This is a genomic window from Collinsella aerofaciens (assembly GCF_015552075.1).
Classification (GTDB): domain Bacteria; phylum Actinomycetota; class Coriobacteriia; order Coriobacteriales; family Coriobacteriaceae; genus Collinsella; species Collinsella aerofaciens_Y.
This window is the reverse complement of sequence record NZ_JADNDZ010000110.1, coordinates 19,466-34,682: the sequence shown is the minus strand read 5'-3', so window position 1 is coordinate 34,682 and position 15,217 is coordinate 19,466. Positions and strand designations below refer to the sequence as shown.

The 15,217-nt window shown below is 57.6% G+C and carries 15 protein-coding genes; 12 read left to right on the top strand and 3 right to left on the bottom strand.

The genetic code is table 11. From position 1 onward, the window contains the following. The first annotated feature begins 6 nt into the window (after positions 1 to 6). The 10 genes from I2D41_RS08505 (at position 7) to I2D41_RS08460 (ending at position 12,003) form a co-directional block, all read left to right on the top strand. On the top strand, positions 7 to 1,452 hold the full coding sequence (locus I2D41_RS08505) for a phage tail tip lysozyme (RefSeq protein ID WP_195246347.1): 1,446 nt from the start codon (positions 7 to 9) through the stop codon (positions 1,450 to 1,452). 25 nt (positions 1,453 to 1,477) lie between these two features. Then, positions 1,478 to 1,993 carry a hypothetical protein gene (locus I2D41_RS08500; protein ID WP_195246345.1) on the top strand — a complete coding sequence of 172 codons (516 nt, stop codon included), beginning with the start codon at positions 1,478 to 1,480 and terminating at the stop codon, positions 1,991 to 1,993. Between the two features lie 77 nt (positions 1,994 to 2,070). Continuing rightward, complete coding sequence (locus I2D41_RS08495) at positions 2,071 to 2,328, top strand: helix-turn-helix transcriptional regulator (protein ID WP_195246343.1); 258 nt, start codon at positions 2,071 to 2,073, stop codon at positions 2,326 to 2,328. A 109-nt stretch (positions 2,329 to 2,437) separates the two neighbouring features. Continuing rightward, positions 2,438 to 3,163, top strand: coding sequence for a hypothetical protein (locus I2D41_RS08490; protein WP_195246341.1), 726 nt, complete (start codon positions 2,438 to 2,440; stop codon positions 3,161 to 3,163). A gap of 110 nt (positions 3,164 to 3,273) precedes the next feature. Then, positions 3,274 to 4,035 carry a hypothetical protein gene (locus I2D41_RS08485; protein WP_195246339.1) on the top strand — a complete coding sequence of 254 codons (762 nt, stop codon included), beginning with the start codon at positions 3,274 to 3,276 and terminating at the stop codon, positions 4,033 to 4,035. A 227-nt stretch (positions 4,036 to 4,262) separates the two neighbouring features. Beyond that, positions 4,263 to 4,577 carry a TnpV protein gene (locus tag I2D41_RS08480; RefSeq protein ID WP_195246337.1) on the top strand — a complete coding sequence of 105 codons (315 nt, stop codon included), beginning with the start codon at positions 4,263 to 4,265 and terminating at the stop codon, positions 4,575 to 4,577. 107 nt (positions 4,578 to 4,684) lie between these two features. After that, positions 4,685 to 10,306: a DEAD/DEAH box helicase family protein gene (locus I2D41_RS08475; RefSeq protein WP_195364222.1), complete on the top strand. Its 5,622-nt coding sequence runs from the start codon at positions 4,685 to 4,687 to the stop codon at positions 10,304 to 10,306. An 84-nt stretch (positions 10,307 to 10,390) separates the two neighbouring features. Beyond that, positions 10,391 to 10,828, top strand: a complete 438-nt coding sequence (locus tag I2D41_RS08470) for a hypothetical protein (RefSeq protein ID WP_195364221.1) — start codon at positions 10,391 to 10,393, stop codon at positions 10,826 to 10,828. A 1-nt stretch (position 10,829) separates the two neighbouring features. Then, the gene (locus I2D41_RS08465; RefSeq protein ID WP_195364220.1) at positions 10,830 to 11,594 is read left to right on the top strand and encodes a hypothetical protein; all 765 of its coding nucleotides are present in this window, start codon (positions 10,830 to 10,832) and stop codon (positions 11,592 to 11,594) included. Positions 11,595 to 11,640: 46 nt separating this feature from the next. Further along, positions 11,641 to 12,003, top strand: a complete 363-nt coding sequence (locus I2D41_RS08460) for a hypothetical protein (RefSeq protein WP_195246327.1) — start codon at positions 11,641 to 11,643, stop codon at positions 12,001 to 12,003. A gap of 51 nt (positions 12,004 to 12,054) precedes the next feature. On the opposite strand, the gene I2D41_RS08455 is transcribed toward I2D41_RS08460, so the two are convergent. Next, a complete protein-coding gene (locus I2D41_RS08455; RefSeq protein ID WP_229030401.1) occupies positions 12,055 to 12,285 on the bottom strand; it encodes a type II toxin-antitoxin system RelE family toxin in 231 nt (76 codons plus the stop codon). Between the two features lie 25 nt (positions 12,286 to 12,310). Continuing rightward, positions 12,311 to 12,547 carry a type II toxin-antitoxin system RelB family antitoxin gene (gene relB, locus I2D41_RS08450; RefSeq protein WP_195246323.1) on the bottom strand — a complete coding sequence of 79 codons (237 nt, stop codon included), beginning with the start codon at positions 12,545 to 12,547 and terminating at the stop codon, positions 12,311 to 12,313. An 803-nt stretch (positions 12,548 to 13,350) separates the two neighbouring features. Between relB and I2D41_RS08445 the strand changes: the two genes are divergently transcribed. Beyond that, positions 13,351 to 14,337, top strand: a complete 987-nt coding sequence (locus I2D41_RS08445) for a hypothetical protein (RefSeq protein ID WP_195233390.1) — start codon at positions 13,351 to 13,353, stop codon at positions 14,335 to 14,337. Between the two features lie 73 nt (positions 14,338 to 14,410). Then, positions 14,411 to 14,662, top strand: a complete 252-nt coding sequence (locus I2D41_RS08440) for a hypothetical protein (RefSeq protein WP_195233392.1) — start codon at positions 14,411 to 14,413, stop codon at positions 14,660 to 14,662. On the opposite strand, the gene I2D41_RS08435 is transcribed toward I2D41_RS08440, so the two are convergent. Beyond that, positions 14,659 to 15,204: a DUF5067 domain-containing protein gene (locus I2D41_RS08435; protein ID WP_195246321.1), complete on the bottom strand. Its 546-nt coding sequence runs from the start codon at positions 15,202 to 15,204 to the stop codon at positions 14,659 to 14,661. The genes I2D41_RS08440 and I2D41_RS08435 overlap by 4 nt on opposite strands. Positions 15,205 to 15,217: the final 13 nt, after the last annotated feature.

Sequence of the window (15,217 nt, the reverse complement as noted above, 5' to 3'; positions counted from 1 at the left end):
GCCGCTGTGTCGGGCGCAACGCCCTCGGCCCAGCTCCTGGCATCCTCGTCGCTTGCGAAAAAGGTGGCAACGGTCCCCGTCGCCCCGGTTACCGGTAGCGCATCCAAGACGCTCAAGTGCGCTAATGCTGTCGAGCTCGACATCCTTATGAAGCGCCGTCCGGGCTCATTCAAGAAGGATCCGGCCGCCGTCAAAAAGCTCAAGGACCATCGCAAGATGGTTTTGCGCAGGAAGAGGAAGGCCGCCCTCAAGCAGGCCTCCCTTGGGAAGAAGGCGGGGCGCGCCGTCGGTGGCAAGCTCTCCCGAAAGCTATTCAAGGGCCGTAAGGGCAGAAAGCAACTTCTCTCCCTCAGGGAATGGAAGAACAGGATCGCCCTGTTCGCCTCACTGCTCTCCCTCGGCGGCCTTCTGCTCATGGGTGCGATTCTCGCCTCGTCGTTTGGGCTCGTGCAGTTCGGCCAACAGGCGGGAGGTGCGAGCAACGGCGGCAGCCTGGACGGCGACGAGCTCGCCATCTACCTGTACCTCAAGGACCACGGTTGCGACGACATCCACGCCGCCGCCATCATGGGCAACTACAGTCACGAGTCTGCTGGATCTTCAAATCATAAGATTTACCCGATGGCGGACCAGGCAATGGGCTCGCGTGCCTATTGGCTGGACGGTAAGAGCCCGAAAACAAACGACGAGATCATTGCGAGGGGTTCTGTCTATAACAAGGCGACCGGTATAGGCCAATGGGACGGAGGACGCCGCCTTCGCCTGGCCCAATTCGCCAAGGATAAAGGCAAGAACTGGTACGACCTCGACGTCCAGCTCGAGTTCTGGTCGGACCACGACGAATGGGGCTCATTTTCCAGTGCCGACGGTAAATACACCTATCAGACCTTCATGGATGCGACCGATCTCGAGGCCGCGACGAAGATCTACGCCATGGGGTGGGAGCGCTGCGCCATGGTGGGAGGCAAGCCCTCAGGCTGGGAATCGCGATACACCAACGCGCAGTACTTCTACAACGCAATCACATCCGGTACCCTCGGCGGCTCGGGACAGGGTCTCGCGGGGGCCACGGGAAGCCAGCTCGCCGTCGTCAACGCCTGCAAGTCCACGCCCTCGCCTGGCCAGAACTGGTGCGCCGCGTGGGTGACAAACGTATTCAAGGCGGCGGGTGTCGGCACCTTCGGTGGAAACGCTTGCGACATGGTCAAGGCATGGTGCCACAGCAACAATCCTGCGGACCTCAAGGTCGGCATGATCGTCGGCGATGCGAGCCACCCCGGCACCGGCAGCCCGGGCCTTCTCTATGGCCATGTCGGCATCTATGTCGGTGACGGCAAGGTCATGAGCAACGAGGGTGCGATTACCACCAAGACGCTCGATGAGTTCATCGCCTTCTACGGCAAGGGCTCAGGCGTCTACTGGGGTTGGATAGGCGGGGTCGAACTCAAATAACGGACAAGGGAAAGGGAAGACTACCATGTACAAAAAGGGAAAGAAGCTGGACTCGAAGGGGATTATCCTCGCCTGCGTGGGCATCATCATTGTCTGCATCGCAATCAACGTCGCGTTCGCACTCTTTCCACCCACAGGCAGGACAGATGACAACTCGGCAGTGGAATCCTCGGCTGCCTCCGACGGTGCGGTCGATACCGATGGCTTTGGCACGGATGACGAATCGGAAGGCGCCGCGGATGGGCAGGGCGATACGATTCAGGTCGATCCGTCGATCGTGGCCGTCCCCGACAACCTCCCTGAGGAGATGACCCAGGCTGGTTTCCAAGACGTGGTCGCAAGGTACCTCACTTCCCTGACCTCTGAATACGGCGCTCCCGAGAAGACCCTTATCGAGTCGAGTGGCGTCAACACGGGGATGGGTCCCGATGGCTCAGATATCCCCTACTGGATCATCCGAGCTTATTTCCCCAACGAGACGGAGATCCCCGTGACAGTTGATTACACCAAGGGCGAGGGATTCAACGTCGGGACGTACTGATCGAGATGAAGAACGCGCCCGGACCGTACACAACCGAACCGTCCCTGCTGCTTTTTCGCAGGCGCCTGGCCGCCCTCATGAGGGTGACGGGTGTCGGTCAGGATGAGCTTGCGGACATGATCGGTCAGTCGTCGCGCTCGATCGGCCTTTGGCTAACGGGCGTCAGGCTGCCCTCCGCTGTCTCGCTCAAGGCCCTCTCGAGGACGTTCGGTGTGCCCGCCGATTGGCTGCTGGGTGCGGACGCGGTGGAGATCGCCTCTGGGCTCACGAGGCTCGCGGAGATCGCCTCGGCTCCCAAAACGATGGATGAGGGCGCCGATAAGGTGCCGGACTAAAGAATCGGCCTTCCGGTTGTAACTCCACCTATCGTCGGATGCTAAATCAACGAAAACATAGATTGAGAATGGATGAGCTATGGCAAGATTGCCGCGACATGGCGCCAAGATGAATAAGGTCAAAATCGGCACTACGATTGAGGTGGATACCAAGGCCGCCTTAGATGGGTTGATGCAGGCAACCCCAGACTCTCTCCGGACACCTGGCGAGGCCATAGACTACATCGCCAATATCGCTATGGGGCTCCAACCGAGAGTTGCCAAGACGGTCGATGTGGCCTGTACGGAGCAGATCAGGGTAATTGAAAAGGAGATGAAGCTTCTTCCGCAGGACGGATCGCGGGAAATGATGTGGAGCGATTTGGAGGCCACACGAAGTCAGTTAAAACGCCTTCACGAACATTTCTCCTCATACTATGAGCAGGACAGCGTACCGGATGAGCTTAGGCGTATTGAGCTTAGCGGTGGCGCCTATGCGCTAATTCCGTCGAATTGGATTGTCCTTGGCACGGACGATGACGCTGCCAAATGTAAAAATGTCGGCGTAATTGAATTGGGCGAGGAGTTTGGGGGCGCCGCTCCCCATTTCGCGTTCTTTCATAACGGTAGCTACTGTAAGGACGAGATTATTGCCGAAGCTGGGCGTGCGTGGAGCTCTGGGTGTAATCCTCGTGACAATCATGCAGTAATGGGGAGCGGGTGCGCGCCTGTTGATTCGGATGGCATAAAAACATCGGGGACCTATTACTTTTCCGATCTCCGAAACGCATCCTTCTATGAGACTCGAGGTATAGGCGCGCCGTACGGCGCCGCGATTTATTTTGAATCATTATGAGTCTATAGATTTGAGACCTCCTATTCGCCGTGAACACTTGTTCCCGCATCGGATGTTGTGGTTACACTCCCCCATCATCAATGGGAGTTGACTGAGACGGGGAGGAAACAATGCAGCAGAGGCACACTGAAGCGCCTGTCGAGATGCTTGCAGCCGTGTTGGGACATCCACATGGCTGGGACTCAATTCTCGACTCCATGTCCGAGCATCCCGAGATGGGCCCGAGGGGAATCCTCGCCCTTGCGGCCTTCAAACTGGACCATCCAGAGGCAGATACCTCGACCGTCCTCAGTAGATCCCGCGCCGATAAACTGGGCGGCAGAATCAAGGAGCATCCGGTTGGGTTCGACATCCTCGTCCCTATCGCCAGGCGAGTCGGGGATGAGTTGACTCTCGATTGCGAGCTCGCACCCGAGACGGTCTACCCCGCCTCCGCTTTCGAGGGCCTTTCCTCATGGCCTGGGGCAGCTCCGATTAGGGTGATCGAGGGCGACGCGGTCGGACTCGACGCGGTCTCGGAGGCTTCAAAAGACGTTGATCTCGAGGGCATGGACCCGATGGCCACGCACGTGACGCTTCGACGCTACGGGGTCGATGACGGCCTGGATGTTCCCGTGCCGATGGAGGACACGGAGCTTCTTCTCGCCCGAATCGAGCGCGTTTGCGCGCAGGTGAGGGGCGCCACGGATAGAATCGACCGGGCCCTTAAAAAGGCTGGCTTCGAGTGCCGGCCGAGAACGCGAACCGCGCAGAACGGTCCGTCAGAGCGCGGGCAGTCGGCAAACATGACGACGAAACGCCTGAAGAGCATGCTGGCCTCCTTCGATGCCGGAGCGCGCGGGACATCCCATAACGCACGGAAGGGGGCGTAGCGCCATGGCAAGGAGAACGTCGAAGCGATTCGTCGCGGCAGAGGGGCAGATCTCCCTTTTCGCCATGGATGACCCGACGATGTATGAGGAACCGGCTGAGAAGCCGGCAGAAAAAGAGGAGACCCAACAGAGGTTGGCTCTTGACTTCGGGGCGCAACTGGAATCTTATGTAAGCCAAACGGGTGGCGATGAGGCCACCCGCAAGGACGATTCCGAGGAGGAGGCACATGTCGGTGCTGAAGAACCCGTACAAGGGCGTGAGGGGTCTCCGCTATTCCTTCATGGAGCAGAACGCTCCGGAGGAGCTGGCCAGGATGGACGCGGCCGGCGAGACCGAGGAGTATCTCAAGGCGGTGGAGCGCAACTACCTCACGAGGCTGGCGGAACTCCAGGACAGCTGCATGGAGAGTTGCGGGGCGACACCGGAGTTCGCGCAGCTCACGATGGCCCAGTGCCGGTACGACGACTACATCCGCAAGGCCGAAAGCGCCCACAAGATGGCCGAGGAGATCGCCCTCAACGAGACGGTGCTCACGCTCTAGCCACCACCTACAACAACGAATACCTGAACCCGGATGCCCAGGCCGGCCATACGCCCCTGGAGCGTGCGAAGCTCAACGTAGCTGCGCTACGCGCCCTCAAGGCGGCCATGGACGAGGGACGAGAGGCAATTCCCGAGGAGAAGCGTGCGATTTCGGCCTACTCCGGTTGGGGTGGCGCCGCGAACGCCTTTGCTCAGAATCCGACCGGCGGCTGGGTTGCCGTATCTCAAGAGTTGAAAGAGCTGCTGAGTGAGGATGAGTTCGCAGAGCAGCGTGCCACGGTCCTCACGGCCTTCTACACCCCGCGTCCCGTCGTGGAGCTAATCTGGGAGACGCTGAGGGGCGCCGGTATCTGCGATGAGGGCACGGCTGAGATCCTGGAGCCGGGCTGCGGTACGGGCAACTTCATGCGCTGTGTTCCAGAGGGCATGGATGTACACGTCACTGGCGTGGAGATCGACCCCGTGAGCGCAGGGCTCGCGCGCGTGCTGTGTCCAGACCACACGATCGTCGCGGCGGATATCGCTAAATGCGAGATCCCCGATGGTTCATTTGATGCCGCTATCGGCAACGTACCCTATTCGGATGCAATCAAAATCGATGGAGTCCCGCTCCATGACTATATGATCAGAAGGTCGGTGGCCGCCGTGCGCCCGGGCGGCATCGTCGCCGTGCTGACGAGCCGCTACACCATGGACAAGGCCCGCGAGACGACTCGCGAGAACCTTGCGCGCGAGTGCGACCTTATCGGCATGGTCCGACTCCCCAAGGAGACTTTTGAGAGCCAGGCCGGAACGAGCGCGCTGTGCGACCTCGTTATCCTGAGGAAGCTTGCCGAGCCGCGGGAGATTTCGCGCGACAACGCTCCAGCCTGGGTTCACACAGCGATGAACGCGGACGGCTTCCGCGTAAATTCGGAACTTGCAGGCAATCCATCAATCGCCGTGGGAGACCAGGGCTCCGTGATGACCGCATACGGCCCCGGGTATTCGCTGACCAGCGGACTTGACGCCGCAGGGATCGCCGATGGGGCCAGGAAGGCTCTGGCAGATCAGGCGATCAGCACTACTGCCCATACATTTGAGGGTGTGCCGGGTAGGTCCGCAGCCCCCGAGGTCGTCCAAATCCCCACCGACCCGGCACTCTATGAGTTCACATTGGGCGACGGCGGCTCGATCTGGTATGGCAACGGCGATACCGTGGAGCGCTTTCACCCCGCGGGACGAGGTGCCGAGGACCGCGCCCGCGCTATGATCGAGCTCAGGGATGCCGCACGGGCGCTTATCGCCCTCCAGCGCGATCCCGAGTCGACCGATGCCGCAATCGACGCCGGAATCAAGTCTCTTAACGACCGCTACGATCGCTTTGCCGATCGCTACGGCCGTCTGAACGACCCGAAGAACCGCAGGATCCTCATCAAGAAGGGCTATCACGACTGCTCGCTCGGCATCAATCTGTTCAGCCTCGAGGTGCTGGACACCAAGAAGAACTTCGTGCGTAAGGCTGATATGCTCTCGAAGCGCACGGTTCGCCCGCAGACGCCCCTCCCCGACCGCTCCGAGACCCCGGCTGATGCCCTCGCAGTCTCGTATGACCGTACGGGAGGAGTGGATCTCGCGCTCATCGGAGGCCTTCTGGGCTGCGACGCCGACGAGGCCGAGGAAAGGCTCGGCGACCTCATTGTCCGCGACCCGATCACATCGAAAATCGAAAGCGCAGAGGCATACCTTTCCGGCGATATCGGCAAGAAGCTTGATGCCATCCATGCGCTACAGAAGAATATTGAAACTGAGCGCTTTAACGCCGGAGAAGGCTCCTGGCTTGAATCTGTATCGATTCCTCCTGCTCGGACTCCCGAGACGAGCGAGGGGGTGGCTAGGACCGTCGCCGTTCTCGTGAAGAGCGGCCTATGGGACACCTGCGTCCATCCTCTGACTGCCAACCGTGCCGTTATCGCATCTGCACATGTCGATAGGTTGCCGGACAGCTGGCGCGACCGGGAATTCGGTACATGGACGGGCGAGGCGCTTATCGCCGCCCTGAGCGAACTTGATGAGGGGGTATCCGTCTCAACCGAGCGTAGGGACGGCCGCACTGTCATCTCGAACCCGCTCATCGCAACGCTTGTCGCGCGATCTGTCGGATATCGAGCCAATAATCGTGAATTTGCAACCGATGGAATGAATACCGAGGAAGTTCTCTGGCGCCTGTCCAGAGAGCCCCGCGTGGGTACCGATGTCCTTGCCGCCGCGCTTCGACGGGCCGACGCCGACTGTGTCTATCAGACTCCTAAACCAATCGTAAACCTTGCGACGGTGTACGGGGTCTCTATTTCTCGGGAGTCGGGAGAGGAGCCTCTTTCGGGAGCCCTCGCAGCCGCTATGAAGGCGGATCCCGTTCCGGCCGAATTCCTAGTCTCACTCGGTTATCGTCAGGCGGGTGAGGATGCTGCCACAGAAATCACCCATGTCGATTGGGTGGGTGACGTCGAGCAGCCCATTCCGCACGAGGAGCTTTTCAGCCCTGAGGACCTTGCCGATTACAGGGCAAGGCGTGAACAGCATATGGCAGGCTTCGGCCTAACCGAGTCGGATGCCGAGAGGCTCGCTACACTGCACTCGTGCGAAATGAAGCTGAAGGCCGTGCTTCCACGCGAGTTGGGCCCTGGGGAGATTGCGGCTACCCTCGGCTCCCCTTGGATTCCGCCCTCTATCGTCATGGATTTCATCGAGGAGACGTTCGAGATTACCGATGGCGAGATGCCTGCGTCAAAGCGGAGGAAATTCGAGGTCGCCCATGAGCCCCATACCGGCAAATGGAGACTGACGGGAAATGTGACGGACCTTTCTCTTGAGGTGCTGGCTAGGTTTGGCGTCAACGCCTACACTCCCCTCAAGGTCGTCTCGGCCGTTCTCAACGGCAGCGAGACGAAGCTGAACAGGGAGGACCCATTCACCGGCAAGAAGGTCCCCGACCCTCAGGCGACCAAGGCCGCATGGGATAGGAGACGCATTGTCTCATCGGCTTTCGAGAAGTGGGTGTGGACCGATCCGGATCGGGCGAATGTCCTGTGCGGAATCTACAACGACAGATATAACCGTCTGGCTCCCAGGACGTATGACGGCTCTTACCTCACATTCCCCGGCATGAATCCCGACGTTGAGATGAGGCCGCACCAGCGCGCCGCCGTGGCACGTGCCGGACAAGCTGATGAGGGCACGCTCGTGGCCCATGTTGTCGGCGCCGGTAAGACCTATACGGGAATCGCAATGTGCATGGAGGCTCGGCGCCTCGGGCGGGCCAACAAGCCGCTCGTCGTAGTGCCTAAGCATCTTACCGAGCAGTGGGCATCTGATTTCGCCTACCTCTATCCCGGGGCAAGGGTCCTCTATATGGGGAAAACGGAGTCGGATTCCGCAGACTCCGTTAGAGAGTTTTTCGGACGTGCGGCGGCAGGAGATTGGGACGCCGTGATCGTATCCGGTTCGCGCTTCGATATGCTCGACCTTTCTCAGGAGCGCAAGGAGGTCTATCTCAAACGCCGAAAGGAAGAATTCCTGCAGGCTAAGATGGATGCACAGGCGAACGGTGGAAGTTTCTCGGTTAAAAGGCTCGAGGAAGAGGCCAAGAAAATCGATGATAAGCTCGCGAGCCTCCATTCGACCCCGAAGACCGAGGGGCTTTCATTCGAGGAGATCGGCTTCGACTTCCTTTTCGTGGACGAGGCGCATAGCTATAAGAATCTCCAAACCCACGGCCTCGACATCGCGGGAATGGCCTCCTCAAAGTCCAACCGCAGTGAGAGCCTGCTCGATAAGTGCAGCTATCTTCGAGAGATCGGCCGTGGACGTAATATAGTGTTCGCCACGGGCACGCCTGTCACCAATACGATGGGCGAGCTGTACAACATGCAGCGCTACCTTGCTCCTGAGCTTCTCGAGCGGCAGGGCCTATCGTCGTTTCCGGCCTGGGCGTTCACGTTCGGGACGATTGAGGACTCGATGGAGATTAAACCGGAGGGCAACGGCTTCCAGCTGAAACAGCGCTTCACGAAGTTCCATAACCTTCCCGAGCTCATGAGCGCCTATCGATCCTTTGCGGATATCGTCACGCAGGAGGATGTGAACCTCAAGGTGCCCGATTGCGAGGAAATCCATGTCACCGTACCTGCCACTCCCGAACAGGTCGAAGAGGTTAAGAAGCTCGGTATCCGCGGCGAGCGCGTCCGTGCCGGAAACGCCGATGACAACGACAACCTGCTGGCAATCACGGGCGACGGCATGAAGGTCGCCCTCGATCCAAAACTGTTGCATCCTGAGCTGGAGCCATTGGAAGGCGGCAAATGCGATGCTTGCGCGCAGGAGGTATTTAAGATATGGAAGGAGACGGCCGACATGCGCGGCGCACAGCTCGTCTTCTGCGACCGTTCTACCCCGGCATCAGGTAATTGGAATATCCAAGATGATATGGGGAGACGCCTTATCGAAGCGGGAATCCCCTCCGAGCAGATTGCGTGCGTCAGCGACGTCGGCGACAACCCGGAGAAGAAGGAGACGCTCTTCGAGAAGGTGCGCGAGGGTGAGGTGCGCGTGCTCATGGGATCGACCTCTAAGTTGGGAACGGGCACGAACGTCCAGACAAGGCTCGCGGCCATCCATAACCTGGACTGCCCTTGGAGGCCCTCGGACTTCGAGCAGCGCCTGGGAAGAGTCAAGCGTCAGGGAAACTTGTTTGATCGGGTAAAGGATTACAAGTATGTCGCCCAGGGAACCTTCGATTCCTTCCTCTATTCCACCGTCGAGCATAAGCAACGCTTTATCGGGCAGGTCTTCTCGAATAAGCCGTCCGTGCGAAGCATGGACGATATCGATGAGACGAGAATCTCCTATTCCGACCTCGCTGCTGTGGCTTCCGGCAACCCCGACATCAAGAGGATCCAGGAACTGAGAAGCGAGATCATGTCGCAGTCTATGCTCAGACAGTCGCACGCGGAGACGGTGGCGAATATGCGCCATCAAATCGAATCTCGCTATGAGCCATCTGCCAGGGTCAATCGCCGGATATTTGAGCTGCTTGAGCGCGACCATGATGCCCTCGACCGCGCGAATAGGCAAAGAGAGCTCGAGAAGGGGTCGGATATCGTAAGGGTTTCGGTTAACGGTGTTTCGGCGCAAAATCGCACGAACGCAATCGAGATGATCCAGTCGGCGGCCCACGACTGCCCTATCGGCCCCATCAGGGCCATCGGAGAGTTCCGTGGGCTGGAAGTCGTCGTGAAGAAGGAGCAGACACTTCAGGAACGGGGTGGCAGCTTCCGCTACGATCCCTTCATCGGCCTGAGGGTGAAAGGCGAGACCGAGGCTCACTGGTCGAGGCATATGCTGCCATCGGCCACATCCGGTTCCCACACCGTGCTACAGCAGATGGACGGCATTGTTGAGAAGGAGGCGAGCGGTCTAGATCAGGCAAGGGCCTTAATGGAGCGCGCCGCCAAGCAGCTCGAGGATGCAACCAAGATCGTCGGCGAGCCCTGGGACGGCGAGGAGAATTTCGAGAAGCTGCGGGCCGAGCTTGCCGAGTTGGAGCAGAAGGAGTTGGAAAAGGGTCAGGTCGAGTCGGATGGAGATGATGGCCAGGATGAGGAAGGTCCTAGCATTTCGGCATCTCCCGTCAGTGATGGAGGCCAGGACGGGGACGAACATCCCCACACGAACGGTCATGGAATTTAAACGACAGGCACAATCGGCTTTCAAAGGGCATTGCTCGTTTTGTTGCAATTGGACCTATCGAGGCTGAATGAGATTGGAGACGGGATGAACGTAGGGAATAGTCTCGCCGAATCGATTGAGGGGGCCACGACGGCCTACTATCGGGACGGCGGTGGCACCGAGACTGGGATTGCGGCTGATGTGAGGCTGGTCGAGGCGCTCAAACAGGCCTATGTCGCCGCCTATGCCCGAAATGACGGCGGTTCGCTGGATACCGTGAAAAATGAGCTCGCTGAGTTCGGTGGAAGGGAGCCTACGACCAACGAGATCCGCGAGGCCGCTATCGCGCTCGCAGGCAAGCAGGCGAAGCAGGACGCTGGCGTCATCTCCCGCATGTTCAGGCTGCAGGCCGCATCGCTTGCGGAAGAGTACGCGCCCGCGCTCGTCAGGGCCTTCGATGCAGAGCGCGCCCAGAAGGCCGACCGCGGCGTCGCGGTAAGCGCGAAGGATAAGGCCAGGCGAACGAATATCAGGAGGAGCTGATATGTACTTTGAGAATGACCTTGGGCAGCCATGTGTCCATATATCTAGTGTCCAGTACTTGCCGGCGAACGTTTACTTCACAACACAGCCCCATAACATCCTGCTCAAGGTTGAGAGAGATCCGAAAGGGCGCGAGGGCGTCTTCGTTCAACCCTTCTCACGCGATGGCACCATTCCCATGGCCCATGTCTCGCATAAAGTGGAGACCGCTCTCAAGTTCGGATGGCCGGAACTCTCACACAACGGTTATTTCGCCATAATCCCTTACCAATGTGATAAAAACGGGTTAACCGGGTATCTCAGGTCTGGATTCGAGAACTTAATGGAGTTCCCTATCCTTATGGGCATCCTCGATCTCGAGGGGATGGTGGAGAACGCCGAGCGCGACTCTCTTTACGGCACCCTCGTGATCGATGAGAAAACTAACGAGATCAAGGTCGAGGTTCCCGAGGATGTCGATACCGAGTTCAGGTATTGGCTCAGGAACAACGGGGCACACCCCGTCTCATCCAAGGAGATGCCGACGGTTCCCGTTGACCGCGATCCGAACCGAATCTCCAAGGAGGTCGAGGCGATCATCTCGGAAAAGACTCCGGAACGCTTCATGAGGTCGCTGCTCGACTCGAAGATCCTGCGTGCTGGGGCTTCGGCGGCAGATGTAGCGGCGCTGAGATCGGGACTCGATGGCCTTTTGGGCCATAGCGTCGCCGGTACGGAAAACCTTAAGAAATCGCTCGATATGAGAGAGCGTTCAACGCGACATTAATAGCTCACAAATCCGTAAGCCCCTGCCCTGATCAGGGGCTTTTCGTTTGTTAGGAAATTCATTTAGTCAGAAATTACATAGTTACGATATTGCACAGTTCCGTTATCACGTAGCTACGTTATGCCGTTGGGGCGGCACCATCGACACCATCAGCGAGGCCAACCTGCAGGACAGTTACATCGAAAACACGGCTTATCGGTGGTGTGTCCTGGAGTTCGTCCCGATCGTCGACACGCGATGGGAGCCCGTCACCTATGGCCACGGCGATTCGAGTTGGTATTGCTGCAGCAAATGGGACGTGCGCTACGACCTCGCTCGCGCCAAGGAGCTGCTGGAAACGGGGCCGCGGGAGTACGACCGACTTCCAGACGGCGGGCCCTACGACGGCCACCCCTGTTGGCAAGCGTAAAAACGGGGAGGGTCAAAAACCCTCCCCGTTGCGTCAGCGGTGTCGACCAGTCTACCTGCGAGTCCTGTAAACCCTGCTTCGGTGGTCTACATCGACAACAAGGATGACGAGAACATCGTCCTCGATATCGACAACTATCCGATAGTCTCCGACCCTGTAGCGCCATAGACCAGACTTATTTTCAGTCAAGCCCTTTCCCATGCTCCTCGGGTCTTCGAGCTGTGAAATCTCATGGAGCTTTGCCACAATTCTTTTGGCGATCTGCTTGTCCAGCTTTCTCATTGATCGCTGGACATCCTTATCGACTTCAATCCGCCAAGCCAAGGCTTTCCTCCAGCTCGTCGAGCGTCACAGTCTCAAGCCTGCCGGCCCTATAATCCTCGACCTTCTTCATTAAGCCGTACTCGTACTCAAGCCTGTCAATCTCGGCAGCGAGCGCTTCTGTCATGTAGAAAGTCTTCGTGCGCCCCGTTGATTTCGCCAAACGGTCGTACCTGTTTGCTAAATCCTCGGGCAGCCTCAATGCCGCGGTAGCAGTGGCCATAGCGCACCTCCCAATCATGCGTATAACGTGTATTACATTCTAGCACATCGATCACCGCAGAGGTGCAAAATAAATGTATTGATCTTCCATCGTTCATGTAATGTGAACTGTAACGAAAGAGGCCACCCAGGACAGCTTTGGAAAATCATGGTACCGATAACTGCGAAATTACGTTAATGCATACTTTCATTTTGAGAAGTTACGGCATTACACAATCACTCTATTACATTGTCACACTATGCCGTAGTTGCGTTATTGCGTAGTTACATTGTCACGTAGTTGAGTCATATCACAGTTCGGCTATTGCCAATACGATATCTCGGTTACGGAGACCATCCTTCATCCGGTCTGTCATTTTCCGGATCATGGACCACGTACCAGCTGCTGCCGTGGTGGCAGATATCGCGCAGGGTTCCATCCCCCATCTTCACGCGCCAGCTCTCGCACACACGGCCCTCCCCCATTACCCATGACCGCGGCTCGTGCCAACCGACTTCTGCGAAGGGGAAGATCCTGCCGTCGTACCATTTGATGCCCCACGGGCTGTACTCTCCGTCTGGCCGGCACTCGACCAGTGCTGTCACGAGCCTGATTGACTTCTTCCCCACGCCGACTCCTTATGCCAATTACTAACGAACGCGTGTTCTATTGTCTCATATCTCATAGCGTACATGCCGGATGTTTTGAAGCCTTCTCGATACAGACTGAAGTGTCACCAGATGGCACCAAACGACCACGCGCAAGAGCCTCGGTAGTGGGATTCTAATCTCATGGAAATCCCTGGAAGAAAGGGCTAAACGGTTATGGTTAAGAAAACTACTAGCATTTTTGTCCCGTTGGTTCCGAAAATGCCAAAAGACGATATGCCCAACGAATCCAGACCGAATTTCGATGACTTTGCTGTTGGTATGGTAACGGTCAAAAAAGATGAGAAATGCCCAGAGACATTGAGATTCGCAAACGATGTTTCCATTAAGACTGAAGCCATGGTGGAGAAAGATGTTCTTGAAACACTAACGGCCTTTTGCGGAATGAATGACAGTACAGGTTATCTGGTGACCGTCGATTTCACCAGGGCGAACCTATCGTTCCGCAAGAATAAAAAGGAATCTAAAACTGATCACCCGCTACCGCGTGGCTTCGATTGTTTGCTTTTGGAGTTTCCCATTCTTGCATGCGCCCTAAAAACACAGGGAATCGAGATTTGTTTGCCAGATAACGCCCTATGCTTCGGTAGTTTATCTCGGAAGAGTCTCGACTATATTAAACACTACGCAGGTAATTATCCTGGTGATTGCAGGTTGCCCCATCGCCTTTTTGATGAAAGAGCCACTATTGTAGGCAAGGGGTCAGAATTGCGAGCCCTCTGCCATCTTTCCAAAACACATGGCCTTACGACCTTTAGCCCGGATTATGCTGAGGACATGCTAGACACCACCTATAGGAAGGATGTCTCTGCCAAAGAGAAAATTAGACTAGTTCTAGATTCGGGGTCTTCCCCTGATTTCATTCGCAAAATGAATGAGGCGGGCTTCATCTCGGAAGGGGTTCCCGCCCAGTACCGTGACTCGATTCTCAAAAAGGCGCGTGAGGTATTCGATACCGATCTCGAGATATGGGATCAGCGTGTCGCGCCGATGCTCGAGGAGCATCTGGGCGTTAACGAGCCGTGGGTTGTCGGCGACTTCTATGGCAATCCGAGGAAGGCTGAGCTTAAGAGCGAGCCGGAGCCAGCGGAAAGGGTTGTCCCGGCACCCGCCCGCGCAATGCCCGTATTTAGACCGGAATAGCCATGAGTGCGCAGATGCGCTCGCTGGGCAACTCTCTAATCCCCCATGGCCATGAGAATCTTTTGGAGCGAAAATGACTCCCGTTACGGTCAGCGTCGTGGAGAGGCCCGGTAGGGAGCCGAAGTTCAGATGGATTGAGCTTTCCGACGGTCGTAGATTCCAGGTCCGCTCCACGGGCGCATCTGTCCCCTGCCCCGGGCGCAAGACGGGCTCTCTCGCCCGTATCTGGAGCGTGGAGATCGAGTGGAAGGGCAGACCGGTCCACCGTTTCATCGTCAAGGACGGTGATGGCTATTACATCGTGCGCGCAGGAGAGGACTCCTAGAGGGCCTCATAATCCAGATGCGAGATCGGGTAGGTGTTCTCGTAGACGTAATCCGATGAATTCGATGACTTGATCTTCACCTTTACGGGCTGGCCTTCGTCTTCCAGCAGAAATGCGGTGCAGACTGAAATCGAGTAGCCGGGCTCGAGTGTCTTCGAGGCATTCGGGTCGCTGTATTTCGTGCAATGGGACAGCTTCACGCCGTTTTGGTAGCACGAGACGTAGGACACCGGTGCCCGTCCGTCATGGTCGAGGTTGTTCTCGAATGTCATGCCGACGAGCAGGAATCGATACTCCTTGCCCCTCGAGTCCGTGACGACCCTCTTGTAGACGCCATCGACCGTAAGCCCCCTGGAGGCATCGGATGAGCCCGTGTCCCCTATGCCTCCGAAGGAGAACGCCTCGTCCTCGCTCTTCTCGGATTTCTTTTTCTTCTTCGAGTCGTCCGATTTATCCGACTTCTTGGCACAGCCGCATCCCATGAGGGCCAGCGAGGTGAGACCTGTCAGAACGGCCCTCCTGCTGACGTTGACGCTACCCATGCGTTATCACCCA